Raw genomic sequence first — 25,268 nt, forward strand, 5'->3', positions numbered from 1 at the left:
GTCCCCGGCCATCATCCAGACGGTGACCAGCTCGTCTCCCGCAGCCACCCACCTCACGGCCACGGCGGGGACCGCGACCATCGGAACCGACAGGCTGGCACACATCTCCCCGCTGTCGGCGACGCTCACCGTGCTGAGTTCCGGCGTACCGGTAACCGGTCAGACGATCACCTTCAAGGTAGGCACCACGACGCTGGGGACGGCCGTCACCAACGCCAGTGGTGTGGCCACGCTGAGCAACGCCACAGTCGATCCGCAAACGATCATTCGCTCGGGCAGCCGCTACACTGCGACGTTCGCCGGCACTGCCGCCTTCGGCTCCTCCACCGCGACTGCTGCACTCGTCCTCGCCTGACAAGTGCTCGCGGACCCTTCCAGCGATAAACGGGTCCGGTGGCCGCGTGGGCGTACCCGCGCGGCCACCGGACCCGTCGTTGAGGGGACAGCTACTGTAAGCGCCGTGCCTTGGTGGGGCGCGGGACCGATTCTCATCCGCGCATCCTTCCCACGGCGTTTGAGGCGAGGCCACCGCGCCACAGGCCTGACTGAACCGTTCCGGGTTCGGTAGAGATCTCAGATGTTGGGTGTGACCCGGGGCTTCGTGGTTGCCTCTCAAATGATCGAGTCCCTACCGAACCCGGAACGGTTCAGACCCGCGGTCCATGCACCCCGACGTGGCCGGGCTGTTGGACCGGGAACCGTTCGACGCCCGCCTCCGGGCTGTCACCGACACCGCCACCACTTCCAGGCCACCTGTCCACGTTCTACTTCGACCGGCCGTCCCTTTGCCCAGCGGATAGCGGATTCCGGTACGCGCCCGATCCGACTGCCGCCCCCGAATAGACGCTTCCGGCTCACACTCGTCCAGCCGATCTTTTGTCGCGCAGCGTGGATGTCTGCAGGACGATCTGTACTGACGGACCGATACCCATGTCGTGAGACGACCTGGGATCACCGTCACCCCCTTCGCGCCGCACTATCTGATGATTTTCGCGTGAAACCCTCTGCGGAAGGGAGTCGCAGTCGGTGCTCCGAGAACTCCGCCAGGCAACGTCACGCGGCGAATCTCAGCCGTGCGCCACAGAGTCTGTCTGGAGAAACCATGCTTCCCACCAACGAAGGACCACGCAGACGGCCGTACCGCAATTCCCCGATGGCCATGAGCGGTCAATGCAGAGTGTGGTCCTTGGGACTTCTGGCCCTTCTCTTCTCCGTGCTCGCGCCAACCGCCACAGCACACGGCTCGTCTGACGATTGCTCAACGCCGCCCTCGACGGTGGCGGGCGTGGGCCAGGTGAAATCCGAGCCCAGTGGACCGGACCGGTGCCGGGACGGGGCTCAGGGCCCGCAGTCGCAGTGCTCTCACCGGGCCTTCGTGGTGAACCAGGGCGCGAACACCGTGTCGGCAGTCAACACGAGCACCAACAACGTGACCCGAACGATCCCGGTCGGCGCGGCTCCTTACGGTATCGCCCTCGACCACAGCCGCCACCGGGCCTATGTGACCAATCACGCTGCGGACAGTGTGTCGGTCATCAACACGGACAACACCCGGGTGATCGGAACGGTCCCGGTCGGTGCCGGGCCGTTTGGTATCGCGTTGGACGAACGTCATAAGCGCGCGTACGTGGCCGACGAGACCGCCGGTACTGTGTCGGTGATCAACACGAGCAACAACACCCTGGCCGACACGGTGACCGTCGGCGGCAACCCGCTCGGCATCGCCGTGGACGAGGGCCGAAAGCGGGCCTACGTCACCAACATCGCCTCGGACACGGTCTCCGTGATCAACACCGCCACCGACCAGATTGTCGCGACGATCGCGGTCGGCAGCGCTCCGGTGGCGGTCGCCGTCGATGACAAGCATGGTCGCGCCTATGTCAGTAACCAGGCCTCAGACACGGTCTCCGTGATCAACAATGCCAGCAACACCGTGATCGCCTCGATTCCGGTACGCTCCCTCCCGCTCGGTATTGCGCTGGACTCGCGGAACAACCGTGCCTACGTGGCCGGTGAGGGCTCGGACACACTGTCGGTGATCAACACCACGAGCAACACCGTCCAGGCCACTGTCCCGGTCGGTCAAGCCCCGGTCGGCGTGGCGACCGACCCCAGCCGTGGCCGCGTCTACGTGACCAACTTGCTCTCCGACACTCTGTCGGTGGTCAACTCCGCCACCAACCACGTGGTGTCCACCATTGCGGTGGGGTCCGGTCCTGTGGGAGTGGCGGTCGGCTGAGACACCCCCGCGTCCGGTTCCCCGGGATGGTAGGAGACGGTCGTCGCTGGTGTTACCGCGACCCGCCGGCAGGTCCGACGTCGGCCGCGTGAACCGTCTCCAGGATTCGGGACCAGGCCTGGTCCAGTCGTGCTCCAGGATTCGGGACCAGGCCTGGTCCAGTCGAGTCAACGACTCGTCATCCGCTTTGGGTAGCCATCACCTACCGCCAAGTGGGGGAAACGACCCACCCGATCGTTACGTTGCGATACCCGCTTCGTTCTCCATGCGATGATTTCCTGCCACCCAGGGCAATAAAACGCATAGAGGAGGTTTCTCCATGTCTTTCGCACGAAAGATCCCCCTCGCCGTACTTGTAGGCGGCATGGTGATGGCCGGAGCTGGTGTCGCGCAGGCAGACAATAACGCAGCGGCTGCCAGCAAGAACAGTTCCGGGCTCCTGTCGGGGATCGCTGTGGCCAACATCGTCTCCGAGCCTTTGAACAATTGCGCCAACCACATGCCGGCCGGCGCCAGTATGCTTTCGGGCACCGCTGAAAACATGTGCCTGGCCGAGTAGTTCGGCCCCACCACGAAGCGCGGGCCGAGGATCAGACATTCCGGCCCGCGTTTTGTGTGCCGGGGTGAGGATTCGGCCGGTCCGCCAGGTCGCTGTGCCTCACCGCTTGGGCGCCTGTCGTCGGATCTCATGCTCGGTGCGCGAAGCAGGGAGACATTGCATGCGTATAACTGGCGGACCGGCTCCGGCCAAAGGGGTGTCCCCGAAGGGATGGAAGCCGTATTCGGGGCTTGTCACGGTGAACCGGCTGTGAGTGGCTGCAAGGCAGCCGGCGGTCCAGCCTTGTGCCGCGCCGGCATCAGGGAGCCTGGGCGGGCCGCCGGCCTTTGGTTTGCCAGGTCGTCCCTGTGAGACCGAAGTGCTGGAGGGCGCCCCGGATCACCGGGACTGCGTCCTCACCGAGGAGGAGCGGGCGGCCGGTGACACGATGATGATCTGCGTGTCCCGGTGCCGGGGCGCCCGGCTGGTGCTGGATCTGTGACGGGCGCCGGACTCAGGAGGTCAGGTACGCCTCCACCTCGCTGAACTGCCCGGCCGGCCAGCCGGTGTTGGCGCTGACGGTGAGTCGCAGATAGCGCAGGTCGGTGCCGCCGGGCAGGGACACGGTCGCGGTGTTGCCGGTGGCCGGGTCGAAGCGGTAGGCCTGCGCCCCGACCACGGTGGAGTACGACGAGCCGTCGGTGCTGCCGAGCACGGCGACGGTCTGGGTGCGGGCGCCCCACGCGGTGGAGGGCGGCAGCTTCAGCACCAGGCGGCGCACGGCGTAGGACGAGCCGAGGTCGACCGTCCAGGACTGCGGGAAGGCGTTGTTGGTGGACTCCCAGTAGGAGTTCGCGTCGCCGTCGACCGCCTTCCCGGGCGTGTAGACGTCCTGCGAGCCGGTCGCGGTGGCCGGGCGGCCCTTGGCGAGGTTGCGGTTCGGGTCGGGGTCCGGGTTGCCCTGGCCGGGCTGGGGCCAGGTGGAGCAGTCCGACCAGGTGCTGGACCAGCCGGAGTTGCCGCCGCCGTCGGTGAGCGTGAAGGAGCCGGAGTTCGCCGGGTAGGGGCAGTTGTAGACGCCGGCCGCGCCGACGGCCGTGGCGGTGACGTTGCGGAAGGTGGCCGCGCCCTGCGCCTCGGCCTGGACCACGACCGTCCCGGTGTTGCGCACGGTCGCGCCGTCCACGGTGACGTTCCGCACCGGGTACCCCTGTCCGCCGCCGGAGACGAACTCGAAGGCGCTGTACGGACTGTCGGTGATCGTCGTGTGGGTGATGTTCACGGTCGCGTTGATCGCGCTGTCGTAGGAGTCGACGCGCAGGGCGCCCATCGGGTGGTTCCAGTTGGGGTTCATCGCGCCGGTGCGCACCAGCGTGTTGCCGTCGACGGTGATGGTGCCGGCCAGCGGCGAGAACGGGTCCAGGAACTTCTGGTTGGAGATGGCGATGCCGCTGCCGAGGGCATTGGTGTCGGAGACCAGGTTGTTCCTCACCGTGATGTCCGTGCCGCCGTAGATGGCGATGCCGTTGGCGAGGTTGGGCTGCGAGACGGTGTTGTTCTCGAAGCTGGAGTTCGTGTCCGGGGAGTACAGCGACCACATGGCCAGGGAGTCGTCGCCCTGGTTGCGCAGGAAGTTGTTGCGAACCCGGACGCCCTTGGCGGTGCCGTTGAGGTTGATGCCGTCGGCGGTGGTGTCGAGGATGCGGTTGTTCTCGACGACGAGGTTGTCGTTGGTGCCGGTCAGCCACAGCCCGCACTTCATGTGCTGGATCCACATCCCGGAGACCGACGAGCCCGGCCCGAGGGAGCCGTTGACGAAGTTGTCCGGGTTGGAGTCGACGCGCTCGGTGACCTCGCCGAGGACGGCGAAGTCCTTGATGTGGACGTTCCCGGCGGAGCCGGACTGGTCGATGAACCGTGAGGTGTGCACGACCGAGTACCAGCTGCCCGCGCCCTGCAGGGTGACGTTCTGGACGCCGTTCAGCGAGGACGTGAGCCGGTAGTCGCCCGGCGGAATCCAGACCGTGCCGCCCTGGGCGGCGGCGATGGCGTCCCGGAAGGCCTGGGTGGAGTCGCCGGCGCCGCTGGGGTCGGCGCCCTTGGCCACGACGGACACCGAGCCGGCGGGCTGGGTGGCCGCCGCGTCGACCTGCTCGAAGTCGGCGACGTCGACGGTGACCTGAGTGCCGGACGCCTCGACGGCGACCTTGTCGCCGGCCTGGACGTTCCGCCCGAGCAGCAGCCGGGTGTCGTCGAAGAAGTGGTGGGTCCTGGAGCCGGGGATCCAGCCGGTGTCGATGTAGGAGTACCTGGAGGTCACCGGGAGCGTCTTGGCGAGCCTCGCGCCGTTGACGTACACGTTCAGCGAGCCGGACTGGCCGTCCGGGACGCTGTAGGCGACGTTCACGGCGTTGACGGCGCGCGGCACGGTGAACTCCGCCCGCTGCCCGGGCGCCAGCCGCACGGCCTGGCGTCCGGAGGCCTCCGAGGCGAGGCTGCCCTGCGTGTGGTCCGGGCCGATCTTCGTGCCGTCGGTCACCGCCGACTCCGCCTCGACCGACGTGAACGGCAGCGTGGCGCCCGCGGCCGCGTGGGCGGCGGGGGCCACGGTGACGAGCATGCCGGCCGCGAGAGCGACGACCGCGCCGATGGCTGGCATGCGCCTGACATATCTCGGGGTGCTGCTGTGCATGGGCTGATCCCTTCGTGGTGGGGGTGCGGGGGACAGCGGTGCGGTGCGGCTCAGGCGTGCAGCCAGGCCGCCGTGTCCTGCGGCAGCCGGCCCGCGTCGTCCAGCGGGCCACTGCTCAGCAGAAGTCGGGAGTGGGCGGGGAGGTCGGCGGGCGCGGCCGCGAGGTTGACCACGCACACGACCCCCTCCGCACGGGCGAAGGCGAGTACGCCGTCGGGCGCGGGGAGCCAGGTCAGGGGGCCGGTGCCGAACACCGGGCGCAGGGCGATCGCCTCACGGTAGAGCGTGAGCATCGAGCGGGGGTCGCGCTGCTGGCGGTCGACCGCGTACGACGGCCAGTCGGCCGGCTGCGGCAGCCACGGCTCCTGGTGCGAGCCGAACCCCGCGTACGGCAGATCGGCCGCCCAGGGCAGCGGCACCCGGCAGCCGTCGCGGCCCGGATCGGCACCGCCCGAGCGGAAGTACATCGGATCCTGGATGCGGCCGGCCGGGATCTCCGCCTCCGGCAGCCCCAGCTCCTCCCCCTGATAGAGGTAGACCGAGCCGGGCAGCGCCAGGGACAGCAGGGCGGCCGCCCGCGCCCTGCGGGTGCCGAGGGCGAGGTCCGTCGGGGTGCCGAAGGCCTTGGTGGTGAAGTCGAAGGCGGTGTCCTGGCGGCCGTACCGGGTGACCGTGCGGGTGACGTCGTGGTTGCACAGCACCCAGGTGGCCGGGGCGCCGACCGGGGCGTGCTCGGCCAGGGTGGTCTCGATCGAGGCGCGCAGCCGCTCCGCGTCCCAGGGGCAGGAGAGGAAGGAGAAGTTGAAGGCGGTGTGCAGTTCGTCGGGGCGCAGATAGCGGGCGAAGCGCTCGGTGTCGGGCAGCCAGACCTCGCCGACGAACACGCCGTCGTAGGCGTCGGCGACGGCGCGCCAGGAGCGGTAGATGTCGTGGAGTTCGTCGCGGTCGACGAATGGGTGCGGCTGCGGGTGCGTGGCCAGGTCGGGCAGGTCCGGGTCCTTGGCGAGCAGGGCCGCGGAGTCGATGCGGACACCGGCGACGCCCCGCTCGAACCAGAAGCGCAGGATGTCCTCGTGCTCCTGGCGCACGGCGGGGTGGGCCCAGTTGAGGTCCGGCTGCTCGGGGGTGAACAGGTGCAGGTACCAGTCGCCGTCGGGCAGCCGGGTCCACACCGGCTCGGTGGAGCCGGCGAACTGCGAGGGCCAGTCGTTGGGGGGGAGTTCGCCGCGCGGCCCGCGCCCGGGCCGGAAGTGGAACAGCTCCCGCTCCGCGCTGCCGGGCCCGGCGGCGAGCGCCGCGCGGAACCAGGGGTGCTGGTCGGAGACGTGGTTGGGCACGATGTCGACGATGGTGCGGATGCCCGCTTCGCGGGCCTCGCCGATGAGCTTCTCCGCCTCCGCCAGGGTGCCGAACGCCGGGTCGATGGCGCGGTAGTCCGCGACGTCGTAGCCGCCGTCCTTCATCGGCGACAGGTACCAGGGGTTGAACCACAGGGCGTCCACGCCGAGTTCGGCCAGGTACGGCAGCCGGGCGCGGACACCCGCGAGGTCGCCGGTGCCGTCGCCGTCCCCGTCCGCGAAGCTGCGGACGTAGACCTGGTAGATGACGGCGGAACGCCACCAGTCGCGGTCCCTGGGGGCATGGGTGGGCTGTCCCACGGAGCTTGACCTTTCTGTAGGCGAGGCGGCGGCGTCAGCCCTTGGTGCTGCCCGCGCTGATCCCGGCGATGATGTGCCGCTGGAAGACGAGGAACAGCGCCACCATCGGGATGCTGGCGATCACCATCGCGGCGATGAGCACGGTGAGCTGGATGTTCTGCGACAGCTGGACCAGGGCCACGCTGATGGGCTGCTTGTCGGTGTCGGAGAAGACCATCAGCGGCCACAGGAAGTCCTGCCAGACGGCCACCAGCGCGAAGATCGACACGACCCCGAGCACCGGCCGGGACATGGGCAGCACCACCGACCACAGGATGCGCAGCTTGCCGGCGCCGTCCATCTCGGCGGCCTCCAGCACGTCCCGGGGCAGCTGGTCGAAGAACCGCTTCAGCAGATACAGGTTGAACGCGTTGGCGACGGCCGGGAGCCAGATGCCGAGGGGGTCGTTGAGCAGACTGGTGTGGAGCAGCGGCAGGTCGGCGACCGTGAGGTACTTCGGTACGACGAGGGCCTGCGCCGGGACCATCAGGGTGGCGAGGATGCCGCCGAGGATCACGGTGCCGAAGGCGGGTCTCAGCTTGGACAGGGCGTAGGCGGCGGCCGTGCAGAACACCAGCTGGAACGCCCAGGCGCCGGCCGCCTGCACCACCGTGTTCCACAGGTGCTGCGGGAGCTGCATCAGGTCCCAGGCGTCGGTGTAGCCGCCGAGGTGCCAGTGGGTCGGGATCAGCGTCGGAGGGGTCTGCGCCACCTCGTCCGGGGACTTCATCGCACCGGTCACCATCCAGTAGACCGGGAAGAGGAAGGCGAGCGCGAACAGGACGACGACGGCCGTGAACACCGTCCAGTAGACCGCCCGGCCGCGGGGGCGGGCGAGGGTGGCCGGGGAGATCAGGGTGCGGGTGGCGCTCATGCGTCCCCCTCGGAGCCGGTGAGCCGCAGATAGACGGCGGAGAAGGCGCCGAGCAGGACCAGGAGCATCACGCTGAGGGCGCAGGCGCCACCGAAGTCGTTGTAGAGGAAGGCGTACTTGTAGATGAGGTACAGGACGGTGACGGTGGCGTTCTCGGGGCCGCCTCCCGTGATGACGAACGGTTCGGTGAACACCTGCATGGTGGCGATGATCTGAAGGAGCATCAGCATCAGGATCACGAACCGGGTCTGCGGGACCGTGACGTGCCGGATCCGCTGGAGCAGGCCCGCTCCGTCCAGTTCGGCCGCCTCGTACAGCTCGCCGGGGATGGACTGCAGGGCGGCCAGGTAGATGAGGACGGTGCCGCCCATGTTGGCCCATGTGGCCACGATCACCAGGGAGATCAGCGCGGTGTCGGTGCCGTTGGACCAGTTCGAGGTGGGCAGGTGCAGGAAGCGCAGCGCCTCGTTGGCGAGGCCGGCCCCGGGGTCGTAGAACCACTTCCACAGCAGGGCGCTGACCACCGGCGGGATCATCACCGGCAGGTAGACCATGACCCGGAAGAACGCCTTGGCGTGCCGCAGTTCGTTCAGGACGAGGGCGAGCGCGAAGGGGATCGCGAAGCCGATGAGCAGGGCCAGCAGGGTGAAGTAGAGGGTGTTGCGCCAGGCCGCGGAGAACTCCGGGTCGTGCAGCACGCGGGTGAAGTTGGCGGTGCCGACCCACTGGGGCGGTGAGCCCGGCGTGTACTTCTGGAACGCGATCACGACCGCGCGGATCGCCGGGTACCAGGAGAACAGGGCGAAGCAGACCAGCCCGCCGAGGAGGAAGGCGTAGGCGCGGGCCTGGTCGAGGAGGCGGCGCCGCCTCCGGCCCCCTACCGGAGGCGGCGCCGGGACCGGATGGGCGGCGGTCTTCGTCAGGGGCCGCCACTCGGCCGTCTTCGTCATCGCGGTCAGCTCCGGGCCAGAATGCCGTCGATCTTGCCGGACGCGTCCTTGAGGAGCTGGTCGATGTCGGCGTCCTTCTTGGTGAGGACGGCGGAGACGGTGCCGTCGAGGACGGAGTAGATCTGCTGGGCGTCCGGCGGCTCGATCTTCATCTGCAGCTTCTGGTTGCCGTCGAGGAACGCCTGGTAGTTGCCCACCGGGACGTTGGCGTTGGCCTTCTTGACCTGCTGGTCCCTGGCGTCGGCCGCGCCGGTGAACAGCCGCGGCTCGGGCAGGCCGACGGGGGCGTCGTTCTTCTTGGCGCGGGCGTAGTCGCCGAGGAAGCCCGATCCGGGGGTCAGGAACATGTGGTCGAGCCACTTCAGGCCGGCGCGTATCTGGGCGGGCGTGTCGTGCTTGTTGAACATGTACCCGTCGCCGCCGATGAGGGTGGCCCGGCCGCCGGGCATGGGGCCGATGGCGATGTCCTCGTAGTCGGCGCCCTTCTCCTTGACCAGGATCGGGATGTTGTCGGGGGCGGCGAGGTACATGCCGAGCCTGCCCGCGCCCATCATCTGCTGGACGTCGTTGATGACGAGGAGCTGCTTGCTGCCCATCGAGTTGTCGGTCCACCGCATGTCGTGCAGGTTCTGCAGGACGGCGTGGCCCTCGGGGGTGTCGATGGTGGCCTTCTTGCCGTCCGGGCCGACGACGTCGCCCCCTTGCGCGTACAGTTCGGCGGCGAAGTGCCAGCCGCCCTGGTTCTGGGCGCTGTAGTCGGCGTAGCCGACGGTGCCGCCGCCGAGGGCCGCGATCCTCTTGGCGTCGGCGCGGACCTCGTCCCAGGTGGCCGGCGGCTTGTCGGGGTCGAGCCCGGCCTTCTGGAAGAGCTTGCGGTTGTAGATCAGGCCCATGGAGTAGCCGGTGCGCGGGATGCCGTAGACCTTTGCGTCCACGGTGTAGATGTCCCGCAGCTGCTTCTGGATGGTGTCGTAGGACTTCAGTTCCTTCAGGTACGGCGTGAGATCGGCCGCCTGGCCCGTGTCCACGACGTGTTTGGCGTCGGTGAAGTACGTGTAGAAGACGTCCTCCATCTGACCGCCGGCCAGCTTGGCGTCGAACGTCTTCGGGTCCTGGCACGGGAAGGCGTCGTGCGCGACGACGTCCACGTCCGGGTTCTGCTTCGCGAAGGAGGCGAGGTCCTCCTCGAAGAACTTCCGGTCGACCTTGGCGCTCTTCGGCGGTTCGCAGTTGACGGTGATGCGGGTCTTGCCGCTCGCCGAGCCGTCGTCGCCCGATCCGCAGGCGGTGGCGGCGAGGGCGAGGGAGGAACAGACGCCGATCGCGACGAAGGTACGGCGGAACCCGGTGCGTGTCATCGGTGACCCCTCATGGCACTCATGGCAGGAGCAGTGGGCGCCGCACACTCAAGCACCGCCAACATCCCTCCGCAAGATGTCGCGCGAATTCTGTAATTATTCGACAGTTGATTGGATCTCTTGGATCTCAGTCGCGCGGGGCTTGCGCGGTGGATCCGCGCACCACCAGCTCGGGCTCGAACAGCAGCTCCTCGGCGGGCACGGCGGTGCCGCCGATCCGCGCGTTCAGCAGCTCCACGGCCGCGCGGCCCATGGCCTCGATGGGCTGGCGCACGGTGGTGAGCGGGGGTTCGGTGCAGTTCATGAACGCCGAGTCGTCGTAGCCCACGACGGAGATCCGCCCCGGCACGTCGTGGCCCTTGCGCCGGGCGGCCCGGATGGCGCCGAGGGCGAGGGGGTCGCTGGCGCAGATGATGCCGGTGACGCCGCGGTCGATGAGGCGGGAGGCGGCGGCGTGACCGCCCTCGATGGAGAAGATGGCCCGCGCGACGAACTCCTCCGGCAGGTCCCCGGCGATCGCCCGGGCGGCTGCCAGCTTGCGCGCCGAGGGCACGTGGTCGCCGGGGCCGAGGACCAGCCCGATGCGCTCGTGGCCGAGCGAGGCCAGGTGCCGCCAGGCCTGCTCGACGGCCACGGCGTCGTCGCAGGACACGCCCGGGAAACCGAGGTCCTCTATGGCCGCGTTGACCAGCACGACGGGGATGTTGCGGTCGGCGAGCCGCCGGTAGTGGTCGTGCGGGGCGTCGGCCTGGGCGTAGAGGCCGCCGGCGAACACGACGCCGGACACCTGCTGCTGGAGCAGCAGCTCGACGTAGTCCGCCTCCGAGACACCGCCCTTGGTCTGCGTGCACAGCACCGGGGTGAGCCCCAGCTGGGCCAGCGCGCCGCCGATCACCTCGGCGAACGCGGGGAAGATCGGGTTCTGCAGCTCCGGCAGCACCAGCCCGACGAGTCGCGCCCGCTCGCCGCGCAGCTGGGTCGGCCGCTCGTACCCGAGCACGTCCAGCGCCGTGAGCACCGCCTGCCGGGTGGCCTCCGAGACCCCGGGCTTGCCGTTGAGCACCCGGCTGACCGTGGCCTCACTGACTCCGACCTTCTTCGCCACTTCCGCAAGTCGTCGCGTCATGCACGCAAGCGTAGCGCAATTTACGCAAGCGGTTTGCGTCGCCGCGGCGAAAATCTGGCGGACCCCGGGTCGTGGATCAATGAGCTGTCGTCGGCCGAAACAGGCCCCGCCCGGAAGGTGGGCCGGTTCCCGACGCCTGCAAGCGCGAGGCTTGAAGCCGACCTGTTCTCGACACCTGCGGGGCAGGCCCCAACCTCGACGCCGACCGGTTCCCGGTACCTGCGGGGCAGGCCCCAACCTCGACGCCGGCAGGCCCCAACCTCGACGCCGACCGGTTCCTGACATCCTGGGCAGGCCCCAGCCTCGACGCCGACCGGTTTCTGACATCCTGGGCAGGCCCCAGCCTCGACGCCGACCGGTTCCTCACAGTTGCCGGGCAGGCCCCAGGCATGCCGCCCACCGGCTCCTGACACCCGGAACGGGCCCGAGCCACACAGCCCGCCCGCTCCACCCGCCCGCGGCGGTTCGCAGTCGGAGGCGACCGGCGAGCGCCGGTCACTGGTCGCTGGCCGCTGTTCAGTCCTCCGGCGGTGGGACGACCGTCAGGTGGGCGGCCGTACCGCGTGGGCGCCGCTGGCGGCGTGGTGGGGCGGTGGCGCGGCGGGTGTCGCGGGGGATCATCGTCAGGCGCAGGTAGCCCAGTCCACGGAGGGTCTGGGGGGTCTCGTCGATGATGCGGCACTCCGCGGGACCCCGGCGCGGGTCGGGGTGGAGCAGGAGGCGGACGGCGCCGTCGAGGCGGGTCGCGGCCTCGCCGACGGCACGGATCCAGTGCGGCAGCCCCTGCCGGTAGGCGGCCTCCATGATGGGGTCCTGGGCGATGTCCCGGCGGATCGCCTGGAGTTCCTGATCGTGGCCGTACCTCTCCAGGGCGCCCTTCAGCTGGGCCAGCATGGGCAGGCACCAGCCCGGCTCGTGGTCGCCGAGCACGTCCGCCGCGTCCGGGTGGAACAGGACGAACCGCAGGAAGTTCTCCCCTGGCATGGCCGTCGGATGCGGGCGCAGACCGCGGAAGAGTGCCTCGAACGCGCCGTTGGCCATGACCACGTTCCATCGGTGGTCCACGACCAGGGACGGGAAGGGCAGGGAGTTCAGCAGCGCGGCGTAGTCGTCGACGTACTCCTGGGTCTCGGAGGTCTCGGGGACGGGCCGCGGTGCCGGCCGCTGCCCTCCTGCCTGATGTGCCATCGGGAGGTCACCCCTCTTGCCTCTGCGGCCTTCACGCGGCGATGCGATCCTGCTTCCCCTTGCGATCCATGTCAACTATCGTGGCATTTCACGGCGGTTGACGGCTGAAATTCGCCACAGTTGTGGCGACACCTGGATGTGAGTTCGAGGCACCGGCTACTCTCCGGGAAGTTCACGGCGACCGCCGGACCCGCCGAGCAGGCGGGAAGCACGGACGCACCTGTTGCCCTCGAGAGACGTAGGAGTTCTGTCGGTGACGGATGGCTACGAGGATCCGGGCGCCTCGGCGACCGCCCAGCTGCCGGCCGTCGTCGCCCGCGTCACCGCGCTCGCCGACCGGCTCGGCGTGCCGCACGCCGAGGTCTTCGACGTCGCGCGGCTCTCGGTAGCCTGCGGGGTACCCGAGCCGGTGGTCAAGGCGCTGCTGAACGGGCGCCCGGCGGGCGAACCGGACGTGCAGGCGCGCTTCCTGCAGCGCCTGGACCTGCTGCGCCGCAGCCGGCTGAAGCCCAACGGCCGCAAGTACACGCAGCAGGAGATCGCGGACGGCGCGGGCATGTCCCGGCAGCAGGCCGGCGCCCTGATCAACGGCGACCGGCGGCCCACCATGGAGCACTGCGACGCGCTGCAGCGCTTCTTCCGGGTGCACGCCGGCTTCCTCACCGCGGAGGACCCCGAGGCGCTCGCGGGGGCGCTGCAGCGCACCGAGCAGGAGCTGCTGCAGAAGCTCGCCGACCGCGAGCGGGCCGCGGCCGAGGCCTCCGAGGACCCGCTGGAGCGGCTGCTGCAGGACCACGGGGTGCGCGGAATCGCCTGGCGGGCCGCGCAGTTGCCCACCGACCAGCACCGGGACAAGGTCGCGGAGTGGCTCGACATGCTCCTGGAGAGCGTCAAGCGGCCCGAGAGCTGACCGGAAGACGCGGCACCCGGAGCGACGGCTCGCCGCCCGGTGACGTGCGGGTGCCGTTTCACCCCGCCAAGCGGGCGAACCGGGCCGGAGCCGGACGGCGTTGTCAGTGGTGGACGGCAAGCTGGATGGGTGCGCCGCAGGGCGCGTGACCGTGACGCCTATTCGGGGAGAGCCGATCGATGCCCACCGCCGTACTGACCGACCGTGAGCGCACCGCCGTCCAGGCCTATCTTCGGCTGCTGCACACGGTGCGCGCCGCCTTCGACGGGCCGCCGGACGGCGCGTCGCCCGCCGTCGTCCCGCCCACCGTGCTCGCCGAGGCGGAGGCGGCCCTGGCGCGGGCGGGACTGGCGGGGAACGAGGCGGAGTTCTTCCGGCTGCTGGGCGAGTGGTGCCCGCCCGCCTGAGGCGCCTCGGCGCGCACCGCGTCAGGGATGCGGTACGACGACGGCGGTGGTCACCACGCCATCCCGTACGGCCCAACCGCCGTCGAAGGCCCGCAGCCGACGCGCACCGACCCGGGGCCCGGGGACGAGGAGTTCGGCGTGGAGGGTGCCGCTCGCCGCGCCGTCGGCGCCCGGGTGCAGCGTGATGTCGGCCTCGGAGAAGTCCAGCCACGTGCGGGTGAGGGGGTACCAGGCCTTGTAGACCGACTCCTTGGCGCTGAACAGGATCCGGTCCCAGTGCACGGCGGGCCGCTGCGCGGCGAGCCGGACGAGCCGCTCGGTCTCGGTGGGCAGGAAGACGGTGGGGCCGACGCCTTCCGGCAGCGGCCCGTTCGGTTCGGCGTCGATGCCGAGGGAGGCCAGGTCGGCGGCGCGGACCAGGGCGGCGGCGCAGTAGCCGTCGCAGTGGGTCATGCTGCCGACGAGGCCGTCCGGCCACCGCGGGGCGCCCCGCTCGCCGCTGAGGACGGGCTGCGCCGGCACGCCCAGCTTCTCCATGGCGCGCCGGGCGCAGCCGCGTACGGCGGCGAACTCGCGGCGCCGCTTCGCCACGGCACGGACGACGAGCGCCTCCTCCTCCGGGTGGAGCGGGGCGTCCCACAGCGGGTCGTCAGCCTGTGCCTCCACGGCCACGACCGACTCCGGGAGCAGCTCCTCGATCACCGGCTTCGACCTCCATCGGCAGAATGCGGCGCAGCCTTCCCGGTGGTTCCGGGCGCTTGCGCCACTCACGGGGGTATCCCACGGAGACCTCGGTGAAGCGGACTCCGTCGTGCCAGGTGGTGCGGGGGATGTGCAGATGGCCGTAGACCATGGTGGCCACGCGGAACCGGCGGTGCCAGTCGGCGGTCAGCCGGGTGCCGCACCACATGGCGAACTCGGGGTGCCACAGGACCTCGGTCGGGTGCCGGTCCAGCGGGTAGTGGTTGGCGAGCACGGTCGGCAGGTCGGCGGGCAGTGCGGCGAGTCTGCGCTCGGTCTCGGCGACCCGGGCCCGGCACCACGCCTCACGGGTCGGGTAGGGGTCGGGGTGCAGCAGGTACTCGTCGTTGCAGACGATGCCCGTGCTCTCCGCGTAGGCCAGGCCCTCGGCCTTGGTGGCGCAGCCGGCGGGCAGGAACGAGTAGTCGTAGAGCAGGAACAGCGGGGCGACGGCGACCGGGCCGCCCGGACCGTGCCACACCGGGTACGGGTCCTCGGGCGTGACCACGCCCAACTCCCGGCAGACCTCGACCAGGTACGCGTAGCGGGCGACGCCGCGCAGGGTGACGACGTCCCTCGGGTGGGTCCACAGGTCGTGGTTGCCGGGGGCCCACAGCACCGTGCGGAAGCGGCCCGCGAGCGTGGCGAGGGCCCAGCGGATGTCGGCGACGGTCTCGGCGACGTCACCGGCCACGATCAGCCAGTCCTCCTCGCCGTGCGGGCGCATCTCCTCGACCAGGGCGCGGTTCTCCGGGTAGGTGATGTGCAGGTCGCTGATGGCCAGCAGCTGTCCGGCCCCGGCCGTCGACTCCACCCCGCGCCCCTTCCGATCATCAGCCCGCCGGCACCACGAGAACACATTTCGGGGACGAGGGACAAGAGGCTCCCCCGCCGCGTGTCAGACCCTGACCCGTTCCGCCGACCGGGGCCCGGTGCGGGCCGCACCGCGAGGTGCACCGGCCGGTCCGGGCGCTTCCCGGGGATCCGCAACACGCGCATCCCACCAGCCGACCCCGGCGGTCCCCAGGGATCCGCAACACGCGCATCCCACCAGCCCGCCCCAGCGGTCCCCAGGGATCCACAACACGCGCATCCCACCAGCCGACCCCGGCGGTCCCCAGGGATCCGCGACACACGAGGAGCACCGGCCAGCCCCCGGCGGTCTCCGGGGATCCGTAACACGCGCGTTGCACGCGGGGTCCCTTGAAAGCCGTATGATCGCCCCAACACCGAAGCCCTCGTCCCCCTTCGCACAGGGCCGTTTGGTGTCCCTTCCTTCCTCCTGCCCGGGCACGGGTCGCTGCGCCCTGCCCGCACACCCCGAAAGGCGGCCTGCATGCCCTCTCGCGTACGCGTCTGGCTCAACCGCACGTACGCGGAGAACGTGTTCTTCATGGATCAGCTGCGCCGAAATCCGAGCGACCGCGCGGTCGAGATCCATGCCACCCACGGCGACCCCGACTCACCCGTGCTGGCCGCGGCGGACACCGCCGACCTGGAGCCGGAGGGCCTGTCCCCGGCGGCGTACGTCGAGTACGCCCTCGACCAGTGCGCCCGGCGCGGCATCGACGTGTTCGTGCCCCGGCTGCACCAGTCCGCGATCGTCGCGCACCGCGCGGAGTTCGCGGCGGCCGGCACGGCGCTGCTGGCACCGACGCCCGAGGCGGTCGCCGTGTTCGAGGACAAGGCCACCGCGTACGAGGCGGTGCGCTCGGTGGGCGTCCCGGTGCCGCCGTGGTGGCGGGTCCGCACGGCGGACGAACTCCTCGCCGCGGTCGGGGAGTTGGAGGCGGCCGGGCACACGGCGTGCTTCAAGCCGGCCGCCGGTGCGGGCGGGGTCGGCTTCCGGATGATCACCCGGGCCCCCTTCTCGCTCACCCACCTCTCCGGCTTCCCGGGGCCGTACGTGCAACTGGACCTCGTCGTGGAGGCGCTGCGGCGGGCCGAGGAACCGGTGGACTGGCTGGTGATGCCGCGCCTGGAGCAGCCGGAGGTGTCGGTCGACTGCCTGACCGGTCCCGACAACCGCGTCCGGCTGGCCGTGGGCCGCACCAAGAACGGCCGCCGCCGGGGCTTCACGCTGCACGAGCAGTGGCTGGAGCCGGCCCGGCTGGTCGCGGAGGGATTCGGGCTGCACTACCTGTCCAACGTCCAGTTCCGGATGTTCGGCGACCGCCCGGTGCTGATGGATGTCAACACGCGCCCCGCGGGCGGCCTGCACCAGCTGTCGCTGTGCGGGGTGAACGTCCCCTGGGCCGCAGTGCAGTTGGCGCTGGGCGAGGACCCGGGACCCGTCGAGCCGCCGTTCCTGGGACAGGACTACACCGTGGTGGCCGGCCCCCGGCCGCTGCGACCGGTGTCGCTGCCGCAGCAGAGGGTGGACACCGAGGTGCTGCTGCCCGCCGTGCCGGCGCCCGTGCAGCCGTCCGCCGCGGCGCAGGCCCTCCCCCTCTAGGGCCGGCCGCCCCGGCCCGGGGCCGGACTCAGCGGCGCTGCCCGATCCGGTCCACCACCCGCAGGTCCCGCAACGTCCTGGTCTCGTAGTACCAGTCCGTCCGCGTCCACGTGCCGTGCACCCTCTTCGTTCATCTCGTCTTCCTCCGGGCGCGGTTGTGGTGGACGTCCGCTGTTCGCCGTTGCGCGGCGGGGAGTTCCACCCTCTCTCGCGACCTGCCTCACATTCCGCGACAGCGTCCACCGGTATGGACCAATTCCGTCGTTCTCCTTGACAGCGAGATTGGTCCATACCAAATTCGAAGGTGCACCACCGCACCTCCGTGCACTCCCAACACCCCCATCCCCACAGGGAGATCGCGTGCGCCAGACACTCGGACGTTCCAGACGCCGGCTGCTCGCCCTGCTCGGCACCGCCGCTCTCGCGTTCGGCGGAGCCATCGCCCTTCCCGGCACCGCCGAAGCGGCCAACATTCTCACCAACCCGGGCTTCGAGTCCGGCGGTCTCTCCCCCTGGAGCTGCACCGGCAACCTCGGCTCGGTCGTCTCCTCCCCCGTGCACGGCGGCTCGAAGGCGCTGCAGGGCGCGGTGACCGACAGCGACAACGCGCAGTGCAGCCAGACGGTCGCGGTCCAGCCGAACACGACGTACACCCTGAACGGCTGGGTGCGCGGCAGCTACGTCTACCTCGGCGTGAACGGCGGCGCCTCCACATGGACGACGTCGCCGTCGGCGTACAGCCAACTCAGCGTCTCCTTCACCACCGGCGCCTCGCAGACCAGCGCCACCATCTACGTCCACGGCTGGTACGCCCAGGGCACCTACTGGGCCGACGACATCAGCCTGGACGGCCCCGGTGGCGGCGGCGGTGGCGGTGACACCCAGGCCCCGACCGCGCCGACCGGGCTCACCTCGACCGGCAAGACCTCGACCAGCGTGTCGCTGAAGTGGAACGCCGCCACGGACAACGTGGGGGTGACCGCGTACGACATCTACAGCGGCCCCAACCAGCTGCTCAGCGTCTCCGGCACGTCGGCCACGGTCAGCGGGCTGTCGCCGAGCACCGCCTACACCTTCACCGTGAAGGCACGGGACGCCGCCGGGAACACCTCGCCGGCCTCCAACTCCGTGACCGTGACCACCGACGCGGGCGGCGGTGGCGGCGGCACCGGGTTCAAGCAGGCGGCGCCCTACCTCTACGAGGGCTGGGGCGACCCGCCGAGCCCGTCGACGGTGATGAGCGCGACCGGCATCAAGTGGTTCACGATGGCGTTCGTGCTGGACTCCGGGGGCTGCACGCCCGCCTGGGACGGCAGCCGGCCGCTGACCGGCGGCGCCGACCAGAGCGCCATCAACGCCGTCCGCTCCGCCGGCGGTGACATCGTGCCGTCGTTCGGCGGCTGGCAGGGCAGCAAGCTCGGCGCCAACTGCTCCTCCGCGGGCGCGCTCGCCGGGGCCATCCAGAAGGTGATCGACGCCTACGGCCTGAAGGCCGTCGACATGGACATCGAGAACACGGACGAGTTCGAGAACGAGGCCGTCCAGGCGAAGATCCTCACCGCGCTGAAGACGGTCAAGGCGAACAACCCGGGCCTGAAGACCATCGTCACCTTCGGCACGTCCACCACCGGGCCCACGTACTACGGCAACCGGCTCATCGAGCAGGCGCAGTCGCTCGGCGCGAACATCGACGTCTTCACCATCATGCCGTTCGACTTCGGCGGCGGCTCGGACATGTACGGCAACACGGTGAACGCGGCCGAGGGCCTGAAGAACAAGCTGAAGTCCACCTTCGGCTGGGACGACGCGACGGCCTACGCCCACATGGGCATCTCCGGCATGAACGGCCTGTCGGACCAGCAGGAGACGACCACGCCGGCGATCTGGACCCAGATCCGCGACTGGGCGAACTCCCACCACATCGCGCAGCTCGCCTTCTGGTCGGTCAACCGGGACCGGCCGTGTCCGGGCGGTGGCGTGGTGAGCAACTGCTCCGGCATCAGCCAGAACAACTGGCAGTTCACCTCGATCACGTCCGGGTTCACCGGCTGACCGCACATCCGGAGACCGCGGAGGGCCGCCCGGCGGAGCGGCCCTCCGTTCCGCGTACGCCTCGTGGGACCGGAGGTGCGCCCCGCGGAACCGGCTGCGGGCGCCTGCGGTCACGGTCGTCCTCCAACGGCGCGCGGCTCCCGTCGCCGCCGTCCCCGACGGTTGTTGCGGACCTGGGGATGCGGGATGCTCGGACGACCGGAAGCCGATCCGCCGAGACAGGGAGCCCGCCATCGCCCAGCCCCCTTTCTCCCCCGCCGACCGGCGCGGCAAGGTCGCCGTGCACACCGGGGAGGGCCGCCGTCCGGCGGTGACGGACCGGTCCGCGGCCGACCGGCTGCTCGCCGTGCTCGCCGCGTTCGACCAGGAGCACCCCGCGCTCCGCCTCACCGACATCAGCCGCCGCGCCGGGCTCAGCCTCACCACCGCGCACCGGCTGGCGGGCGCCCTGACCGCGTGGGGCGCGCTGGAGCGGGACGCGTCGGGGGTGTACCACGTGGGGCTGCGGCTGTGGGAGGTGGCCGCGCTCGCGCCGCGCGGCCTTGGCCTGCGGCAACTCGCGCTGCCGTACCTGGAGGACCTGTACGAGGCCACGCACGAGAACGTGCAGCTGGCGGTGCGGGACGACACGGAGGTCGTCTACATCGAGTGGCTGTCGGGCCGTTCGGCGGTGGGCGTGCACATCCGGGTCGGCGCCCGCTGGCCGCTGCACGCCACCGGCGTGGGGCTCGCGCTTCTCGCCCACGGCGACCCCGGCCTCCAGGAGGCCTACTGCGCCGCACCGCTGGCCGCCTTCACGCCGCACACGATCACCGATCCGGTACACCTGCGCCGCGCACTCGCCGAAGTACGGCGCAGCGGGGTGGCGGTGAGCGACCGTCAGGTGGCCGACGACGCCCTGTCGGTGGCGGCCCCCGTGCGCGGCCCGGACGGCGTCGTCGCCGCGGCCGTCTCCGTGGTGGTGCCCCACGACGGCGCCCGGATACCCGCCCTCGTACCCGCCGTACGCCTGGCCGCGCGCGGCATCTCCCGCGCCCTCGGCTGGCAACCGACGGCGCACTGAGCCCGGCGGCCACGGCCCGGCGAACGGGCTCAAAGGGCGGACCCCTGTTGCGAACGGGCTCAAGGCGCGGACCTGTTGTGAACGGGCTCAAGGCGCGGACCTGTCGTGGGCGGACCGGAGGCCGACGGACCGGGGACCGGCACCGCACTCCGAGCCGGTACCGGTGACTTCACCCGGTGAACTCCCCCTTCACTCGGTGAACTCCCCTACAAAGAAGGGACTTTCCTTGTTTCAACTCTTGACGACCGACGGGCCGGGGAGCACATTGGCGGCACCTTGAGAGCGCTCTCAAAGCGTGGGGGCGCCCTCGGGGACTCCCGCACACCCCCCATATCCGAGAGGCTCCCCATGAGCGAAACCTCCGGCATACCAAGACCCCGCCCCGTGCGGCGCGCGCTCGTCGCCGTCGTCGCCACCCTCGGCCTGGCCGCGGCCGTCGCCACCGCCGCCACCGCTCCCGCGGACGCCTCCGCGCCCGCCCCGCCGTCGGGCTGGAACCAGGTCTTCGTGGACGACTTCAACGGCGCGGCGGGCTCCGGCGTCAACACGGCGAACTGGCAGTACGACACCGGGACCTCCTACCCGGGCGGGGCCGCCAACTGGGGCACCGGCGAGGTCGAGACGATGACCTCGAGCACCAGCAACGTCGCCCTGGACGGCAGCGGGAACCTGCTCATCACCCCGCGCCGCGACGCCTCCGGCAACTGGACCTCCGGCCGCATCGAGACCACCCGCACCGACTTCCAGCCCCCGGCGGGCGGCAAGCTGCGCGTGGAGGCCCGCATCCAGATGCCGAACGTCACCGGTGACGCGGCCGCCGGCTACTGGCCCGCGTTCTGGATGCTGGGCGCGCCCTTCCGCGGCAACTACCAGAACTGGCCGGGCGTCGGCGAGCTGGACATCATGGAGAACGTCCAGGGCCTGAACAAGACGTGGGCCACCATGCACTGCGGCACCAGTCCGGGCGGCCCGTGCAACGAGACCTCGGGCCTCGGCAACTCGACGGCGTGCCCCAACTCCGCCTGCCAGTCCGGCTTCCACACCTACACGATGGAGTGGGACCGCTCGGTGAGCCCGGAGGCGATCCGCTTCTCCGTCGACGGCGTCACCTACCAGACGGTGACCGCGAACCAGGTGGACGCCACGACCTGGGCCAACGCCACCAACCACGGGTTCTTCGTCATCCTGAACGTGGCGATGGGCGGCGGCTTCCCGGGGGCGTTCGGCGGCGGCCCGACCGGCGCCACGGAGTCCGGCCACCCGATGGTGGTCGACTACGTGCAGGTGCTCCAGTCCTCGGGCGGTGGGGGCGGTACCACTCCCCCGCCGCCGGGCAACCGGGACGCCTACAGCCCGATCCAGGCCGAGTCGTACGACAGCCAGTCCGGGGTGAGCACCGAAGCGGCCTCGGACACCGGCGGCGGGCAGGACGTCGGCTACATCGCGAACGGTGACTGGGCGCTGTACAAGGGGGTCGACTTCGGCTCGACGGCGGCCACCCAGTTCTACGCGCGGGTGGCGAGCGGCGCGGCGTCCGGGGTGAGCGGCCTGGTGGAGGTGCGGCTGGACAGCCGCGGCAACGCGCCCGTCGGCAGCTTCGCGGTCGGCAACACCGGCGGCTGGCAGAGCTGGCGGACGGTTCCCGCGAACATCGGCTCGGTGACCGGCACGCACGACGTCTACCTCACCTTCAGCAGCGGCCAGCCGGCCGACTTCGTGAACGTGAACTGGTTCGACTTCGGGCACTGACGCGCGCGGAGCACCCGGCGCCGGGGGCCGGCCCGCACCACGGGCGGCCCCCGGCGCCGCCGCGTGCCCGCACTCCGGATGCCCCCTGGGGTCAGCGCAGTTCGGCGCGGAAGGCCACCGGTGTCCGGCCGGTGTGCAGATGGAAGAACTTGGAGAAGTTGGCGGCGTCGGGGAAGCCCACCGCCGCGCCGACCCGGCCTATCGGCATGTCGGTGTGGGCGAGGAGGCGTTTGGCCTCCAGGACGACGCGCTTGTCGATGAAGCCCTTCGGGGTCTCACCGGTGGCCGCGCGGACCGCGCGGACGAGGGTGCGGCGGGAGTAACCCAGGGCCTCGGCGTAGGCGCTGACGCTGTGATTGCCGGCGAAGCCCTGCTCGACCGCGTCCCGGAAGCGGGTGAAGGTCGTGTCCGCCTGGCTGCCGGAGGCCTGCGCGGAGCTGGCCGCGAGATGGGCGAGGCGCAGCAGGAACGCGGTCAGGCTGTGCCGCAGCACGGCGGTGTGCAGGCCGGGCGGGAGCGTGGCGGTGTCCTCGTACTCGCGGCGGAGCTGGCCGAGGGCCGCCTGAAGGGCGGTGAGCTGGGCCGGGCCGGGGTGCAGCAGCGGCGGGAGGTCGTAGCGGTACAGGCCGGTGGCCTCCACGGTGGTGCGCGGCAGGAAGCCGGGCTGCATGGCGAGGACGGTTCCGCGGTACACGCACGCCCGGGAGAAGCGGTGGACCTGTCCGGGGCGGATCCACAGCAGGTCGCCGGCCGCCGCCTCGTACTCGGTGAAGTCGATCATGTGCCGCACGGGTCCGCCGGTGAACAGCATGACGATGTGGAAGTCGATGCGGTGCACGCGGTCCAGGGGGGCGTCGGCGTGCCAGGTGTGGCCGGCTCCCATGGGGCCGATCTGCATCCCCACGCCGCCGAGCGCCAGTTCCACCGGGAAGGGGAAGGTTCTGATTCCGTCGCCGTCAGCGCCGTCGCCGCCGGCTTGGGGCGTTGTGCCAGCCATGTCGTTTTCGCGCCGTCCCTCTCCCGCGATCACTGTCCCAGATTCACCACAGACTGACACACCCCGCCCTACCACCGAAAAAGTCAGACTTTTAAGTTTGAACGCGTCCGGCCAGCCTTCCCGCACTGAACGAGGACTTCTTGAAGATGAGCACGCACACTTCCGACGGCTTCGAGTGGACCGACCTGGACCGGCGTGCCGTGGACACCGCCCGTCTGCTCGCGGCCGATGCGGTGCAGAAGGTCGGCAACGGCCACCCGGGCACCGCGATGAGCCTGGCCCCGGCCGCGTACACGATCTTTCAGAAGGTGATGCGGCACGACCCGGCGGACCCGGAGTGGACCGGCCGTGACCGGTTCGTCCTCTCCCCCGGCCACACCTCCCTGACCCTCTACACCCAGCTGTTCCTCGCCGGGTACGAGCTGGAGCTGGAGGACCTGAAGGCGTTCCGCACCCACGGCTCGAGGACGCCGGGCCATCCCGAGTACGGGCACACCGCGGGCGTGGAGACCACCACCGGCCCGCTGGGCCAGGGCGTCGCCAACGCCGTCGGCATGGCGATGGCCGCCCGCTACGAGCGCGGCCTGTTCGACCCGGACGCCCCCCGGGGCGCGTCCCCCTTCGACCACACTGTCTGGGCGATCGTCTCCGACGGCGACCTGGAGGAGGGCGTCTCCGCCGAGGCCTCCTCGCTGGCAGGCCACCAGAGGCTCGGCAACCTGGTCTTCCTCTACGACGACAACCACATCTCCATCGAGGGCGACACCGCGACCGCCTTCTCCGAGGACGTGCTGAAGCGGTACGAGGCCTACGGCTGGCACACCCAGCGTGTGGAGCCCACCGCCGACGGTGACATCGACGTCCCGGCCCTGTACGCGGCGCTGAAGGCGGCGCAGGCCGAGACCGAGCGGCCCTCGATCGTCGCGCTGCGCACGATCATCGCCTGGCCCGCCCCGAACGCGCGGAACACCGAGGCCTCCCACGGCTCGGCGCTCGGCGAGGAGGAGATCGCGGCCACCAAGCGGCTCCTCGGCTTCGACCCCGAGCAGACCTTCCAGGTCGACGACGAGGTGCTCCGGCACACCCGCCGGGCGCTGGACCGGGGCGCGGAGGCGCACGCGGCCTGGGACAAGCACCTCGCCGAGTGGCGCGCGGCACACCCGGAGCGGGCCGACCTCTTCGACCGCATCGGCAAGGGCGAGCTGCCCGAGGGCTGGGAGGACGCGCTGCCGGTCTTCGAGGAGGGCAGGTCCGTCGCCACCCGCGCCGCCTCCGGCAAGGTGCTGCAGGCGCTCGGCCCGGTCGTCCCCGAGCTGTGGGGCGGCTCCGCCGACCTGGCCGGCTCGAACAACACCACCATCGACAGCAGCAGCTCGTTCCTCCCCGAGGGCAACCCGCTGCCCGAGGCCGACCCGTACGGCCGTACCGTCCACTTCGGCATCCGCGAGTTCTCCATGGCCGCGGAGATGAACGGCATCGCCCTGCACGGCAACACCCGCGTCTACGGCGGCACCTTCCTGGTGTTCTCCGACTACATGCGCAACGCCGTGCGCATGTCGGCGCTGATGCAGCTGCCGGTGACGTACGTGTGGACGCACGACTCCATCGGCCTCGGCGAGGACGGCCCCACCCACCAGCCGGTCGAGCACCTGGCCTCGCTGCGCGCGATCCCGGGCCTGAACGTCGTCCGCCCGGCGGACGCCAACGAGACCGTCATCGCCTGGGCCGAGATCCTGAAGAGGCACGCCACGAACCCCGCCCCGCACGGGCTCGCGCTCACCCGCCAGGGCGTGCCGGTGTACGCGCCGAACGAGGACGCGGCCAAGGGCGGCTATGTGCTGCGCGAGTCCTCGACGGAGGTCCCGGAGGTGATCATCATCGCGACGGGCTCCGAGGTGCAGCTGGCCGTGGCCGCGCGGGAGCGGCTGGAGGCCGAGGGGATCGGCACCCGGGTGGTGTCGATGCCGTCCGTGGAGTGGTTCGAGGAGCAGCCCCGCGAGTACCGCGAGCGGGTGCTGCCGCCGGCCGTGCGGGCCAGGGTCGCCGTCGAGGCAGGTATCGGCCTGACCTGGTACCGGTTCGTGGGCGACGCGGGGCGGATCGTCTCGCTCGAGCACTTCGGCGCCTCCGCCGACGCCAAGACCCTGTTCGCCGAGTTCGGCTTCACCCCCGAGAACGTCGCCGCGGCGGCCCGCGAGTCGCTCGCCGCCGCCCGCGCCTGACCCCGACACC

General features: G+C 70.8%; 19 protein-coding genes and 2 pseudogenes. 11 read left to right on the top strand and 10 right to left on the bottom strand.

Features of this window, described 5'->3' with window-relative positions; genetic code table 11:
* From ACLU3S_RS00005 to ACLU3S_RS00020, 4 genes and pseudogenes are all read left to right on the top strand, one after another.
* Positions 1 to 355 (top strand): annotated as a pseudogene (locus ACLU3S_RS00005) (Ig-like domain repeat protein); the annotation flags it as partial.
* 1,020 nt (positions 356 to 1,375) lie between these two features.
* Entirely contained in the window at positions 1,376 to 2,239 is an 864-nt protein-coding gene (locus ACLU3S_RS00010; RefSeq protein ID WP_413949550.1) for a YncE family protein, read from the top strand.
* Between the two features lie 319 nt (positions 2,240 to 2,558).
* The gene (locus tag ACLU3S_RS00015; RefSeq protein WP_413949551.1) at positions 2,559 to 2,798 is read left to right on the top strand and encodes a chaplin; all 240 of its coding nucleotides are present in this window, start codon (positions 2,559 to 2,561) and stop codon (positions 2,796 to 2,798) included.
* A 346-nt stretch (positions 2,799 to 3,144) separates the two neighbouring features.
* Positions 3,145 to 3,279: pseudogene (locus ACLU3S_RS00020) on the top strand (oxidoreductase); the annotation flags it as partial.
* A 12-nt stretch (positions 3,280 to 3,291) separates the two neighbouring features.
* On the opposite strand, the gene ACLU3S_RS00025 reads toward ACLU3S_RS00020, so the two are convergent.
* The 7 genes from ACLU3S_RS00025 to ACLU3S_RS00055 form a co-directional block, all read right to left on the bottom strand.
* Complete coding sequence (locus ACLU3S_RS00025; protein ID WP_413949552.1) at positions 3,292 to 5,469, bottom strand: discoidin domain-containing protein; 2,178 nt, start codon at positions 5,467 to 5,469, stop codon at positions 3,292 to 3,294.
* A gap of 50 nt (positions 5,470 to 5,519) precedes the next feature.
* Positions 5,520 to 7,127: a glycoside hydrolase family 13 protein gene (locus ACLU3S_RS00030; protein WP_413949553.1), complete on the bottom strand. Its 1,608-nt coding sequence runs from the start codon at positions 7,125 to 7,127 to the stop codon at positions 5,520 to 5,522.
* A 34-nt stretch (positions 7,128 to 7,161) separates the two neighbouring features.
* The gene (locus ACLU3S_RS00035; protein WP_413949554.1) at positions 7,162 to 8,040 is read right to left on the bottom strand and encodes a carbohydrate ABC transporter permease; all 879 of its coding nucleotides are present in this window, start codon (positions 8,038 to 8,040) and stop codon (positions 7,162 to 7,164) included.
* Complete coding sequence (locus ACLU3S_RS00040) at positions 8,037 to 8,990, bottom strand: carbohydrate ABC transporter permease (RefSeq protein ID WP_413949555.1); 954 nt, start codon at positions 8,988 to 8,990, stop codon at positions 8,037 to 8,039. The genes ACLU3S_RS00035 and ACLU3S_RS00040 overlap by 4 nt, the downstream gene beginning before the upstream one ends.
* A 5-nt stretch (positions 8,991 to 8,995) precedes the next feature.
* Positions 8,996 to 10,348 (bottom strand): ABC transporter substrate-binding protein, encoded by a 1,353-nt coding sequence (locus ACLU3S_RS00045; protein ID WP_413949556.1) that lies wholly within the window; start codon positions 10,346 to 10,348, stop codon positions 8,996 to 8,998.
* 127 nt (positions 10,349 to 10,475) lie between these two features.
* Positions 10,476 to 11,474 (bottom strand): LacI family DNA-binding transcriptional regulator, encoded by a 999-nt coding sequence (locus tag ACLU3S_RS00050; RefSeq protein ID WP_413949557.1) that lies wholly within the window; start codon positions 11,472 to 11,474, stop codon positions 10,476 to 10,478.
* Between the two features lie 516 nt (positions 11,475 to 11,990).
* Entirely contained in the window at positions 11,991 to 12,662 is a 672-nt protein-coding gene (locus tag ACLU3S_RS00055) for a hypothetical protein (protein WP_413949558.1), read from the bottom strand.
* A 253-nt stretch (positions 12,663 to 12,915) separates the two neighbouring features.
* Here ACLU3S_RS00055 and ACLU3S_RS00060 point away from each other — a divergent pair, with 253 nt between their 5' ends.
* Positions 12,916 to 13,572 carry a helix-turn-helix domain-containing protein gene (locus ACLU3S_RS00060; protein WP_413949559.1) on the top strand — a complete coding sequence of 219 codons (657 nt, stop codon included), beginning with the start codon at positions 12,916 to 12,918 and terminating at the stop codon, positions 13,570 to 13,572.
* Positions 13,573 to 13,751: 179 nt separating this feature from the next.
* Entirely contained in the window at positions 13,752 to 13,979 is a 228-nt protein-coding gene (locus ACLU3S_RS00065) for a hypothetical protein (RefSeq protein WP_413949560.1), read from the top strand.
* 21 nt (positions 13,980 to 14,000) lie between these two features.
* Here the strand turns inward: ACLU3S_RS00065 and ACLU3S_RS00070 are convergent, their stop codons facing one another.
* Together ACLU3S_RS00070 and ACLU3S_RS00075 are read right to left on the bottom strand one after the other, a co-directional pair.
* Positions 14,001 to 14,681 (bottom strand): 4'-phosphopantetheinyl transferase family protein, encoded by a 681-nt coding sequence (locus ACLU3S_RS00070; protein ID WP_413949561.1) that lies wholly within the window; start codon positions 14,679 to 14,681, stop codon positions 14,001 to 14,003.
* Positions 14,629 to 15,534, bottom strand: coding sequence for a metallophosphoesterase family protein (locus tag ACLU3S_RS00075; protein ID WP_413949562.1), 906 nt, complete (start codon positions 15,532 to 15,534; stop codon positions 14,629 to 14,631). Before ACLU3S_RS00075 ends, ACLU3S_RS00070 begins: the two co-directional genes overlap by 53 nt.
* A gap of 522 nt (positions 15,535 to 16,056) precedes the next feature.
* Here ACLU3S_RS00075 and ACLU3S_RS00080 point away from each other — a divergent pair.
* The 4 genes from ACLU3S_RS00080 to ACLU3S_RS00095 all read left to right on the top strand — a co-directional run bounded on the left by ACLU3S_RS00080 (position 16,057) and on the right by ACLU3S_RS00095 (position 22,039).
* A complete protein-coding gene (locus ACLU3S_RS00080; protein WP_413949563.1) occupies positions 16,057 to 17,175 on the top strand; it encodes an ATP-grasp domain-containing protein in 1,119 nt (372 codons plus the stop codon).
* A gap of 360 nt (positions 17,176 to 17,535) precedes the next feature.
* On the top strand, positions 17,536 to 19,227 hold the full coding sequence (locus ACLU3S_RS00085) for a carbohydrate binding domain-containing protein (protein ID WP_413949564.1): 1,692 nt from the start codon (positions 17,536 to 17,538) through the stop codon (positions 19,225 to 19,227).
* 310 nt (positions 19,228 to 19,537) lie between these two features.
* Positions 19,538 to 20,290: an IclR family transcriptional regulator gene (locus tag ACLU3S_RS00090; protein WP_413949565.1), complete on the top strand. Its 753-nt coding sequence runs from the start codon at positions 19,538 to 19,540 to the stop codon at positions 20,288 to 20,290.
* Between the two features lie 348 nt (positions 20,291 to 20,638).
* Positions 20,639 to 22,039, top strand: coding sequence for a glycoside hydrolase family 16 protein (locus tag ACLU3S_RS00095; RefSeq protein WP_413949566.1), 1,401 nt, complete (start codon positions 20,639 to 20,641; stop codon positions 22,037 to 22,039).
* 91 nt (positions 22,040 to 22,130) lie between these two features.
* On the opposite strand, the gene ACLU3S_RS00100 is transcribed toward ACLU3S_RS00095, so the two are convergent.
* Complete coding sequence (locus ACLU3S_RS00100) at positions 22,131 to 23,036, bottom strand: helix-turn-helix domain-containing protein (protein WP_413949567.1); 906 nt, start codon at positions 23,034 to 23,036, stop codon at positions 22,131 to 22,133.
* Between the two features lie 146 nt (positions 23,037 to 23,182).
* On the opposite strand from ACLU3S_RS00100, the gene tkt reads away from it, so the two are divergent.
* Entirely contained in the window at positions 23,183 to 25,258 is a 2,076-nt protein-coding gene (gene tkt, locus ACLU3S_RS00105) for a transketolase (protein ID WP_413949568.1), read from the top strand.
* Positions 25,259 to 25,268 lie beyond the last annotated feature (10 nt).

The sequence above is a fragment of the Streptomyces sp. AF1A genome, from assembly GCF_047340315.1.
GTDB lineage: Bacteria > Actinomycetota > Actinomycetes > Streptomycetales > Streptomycetaceae > Streptomyces.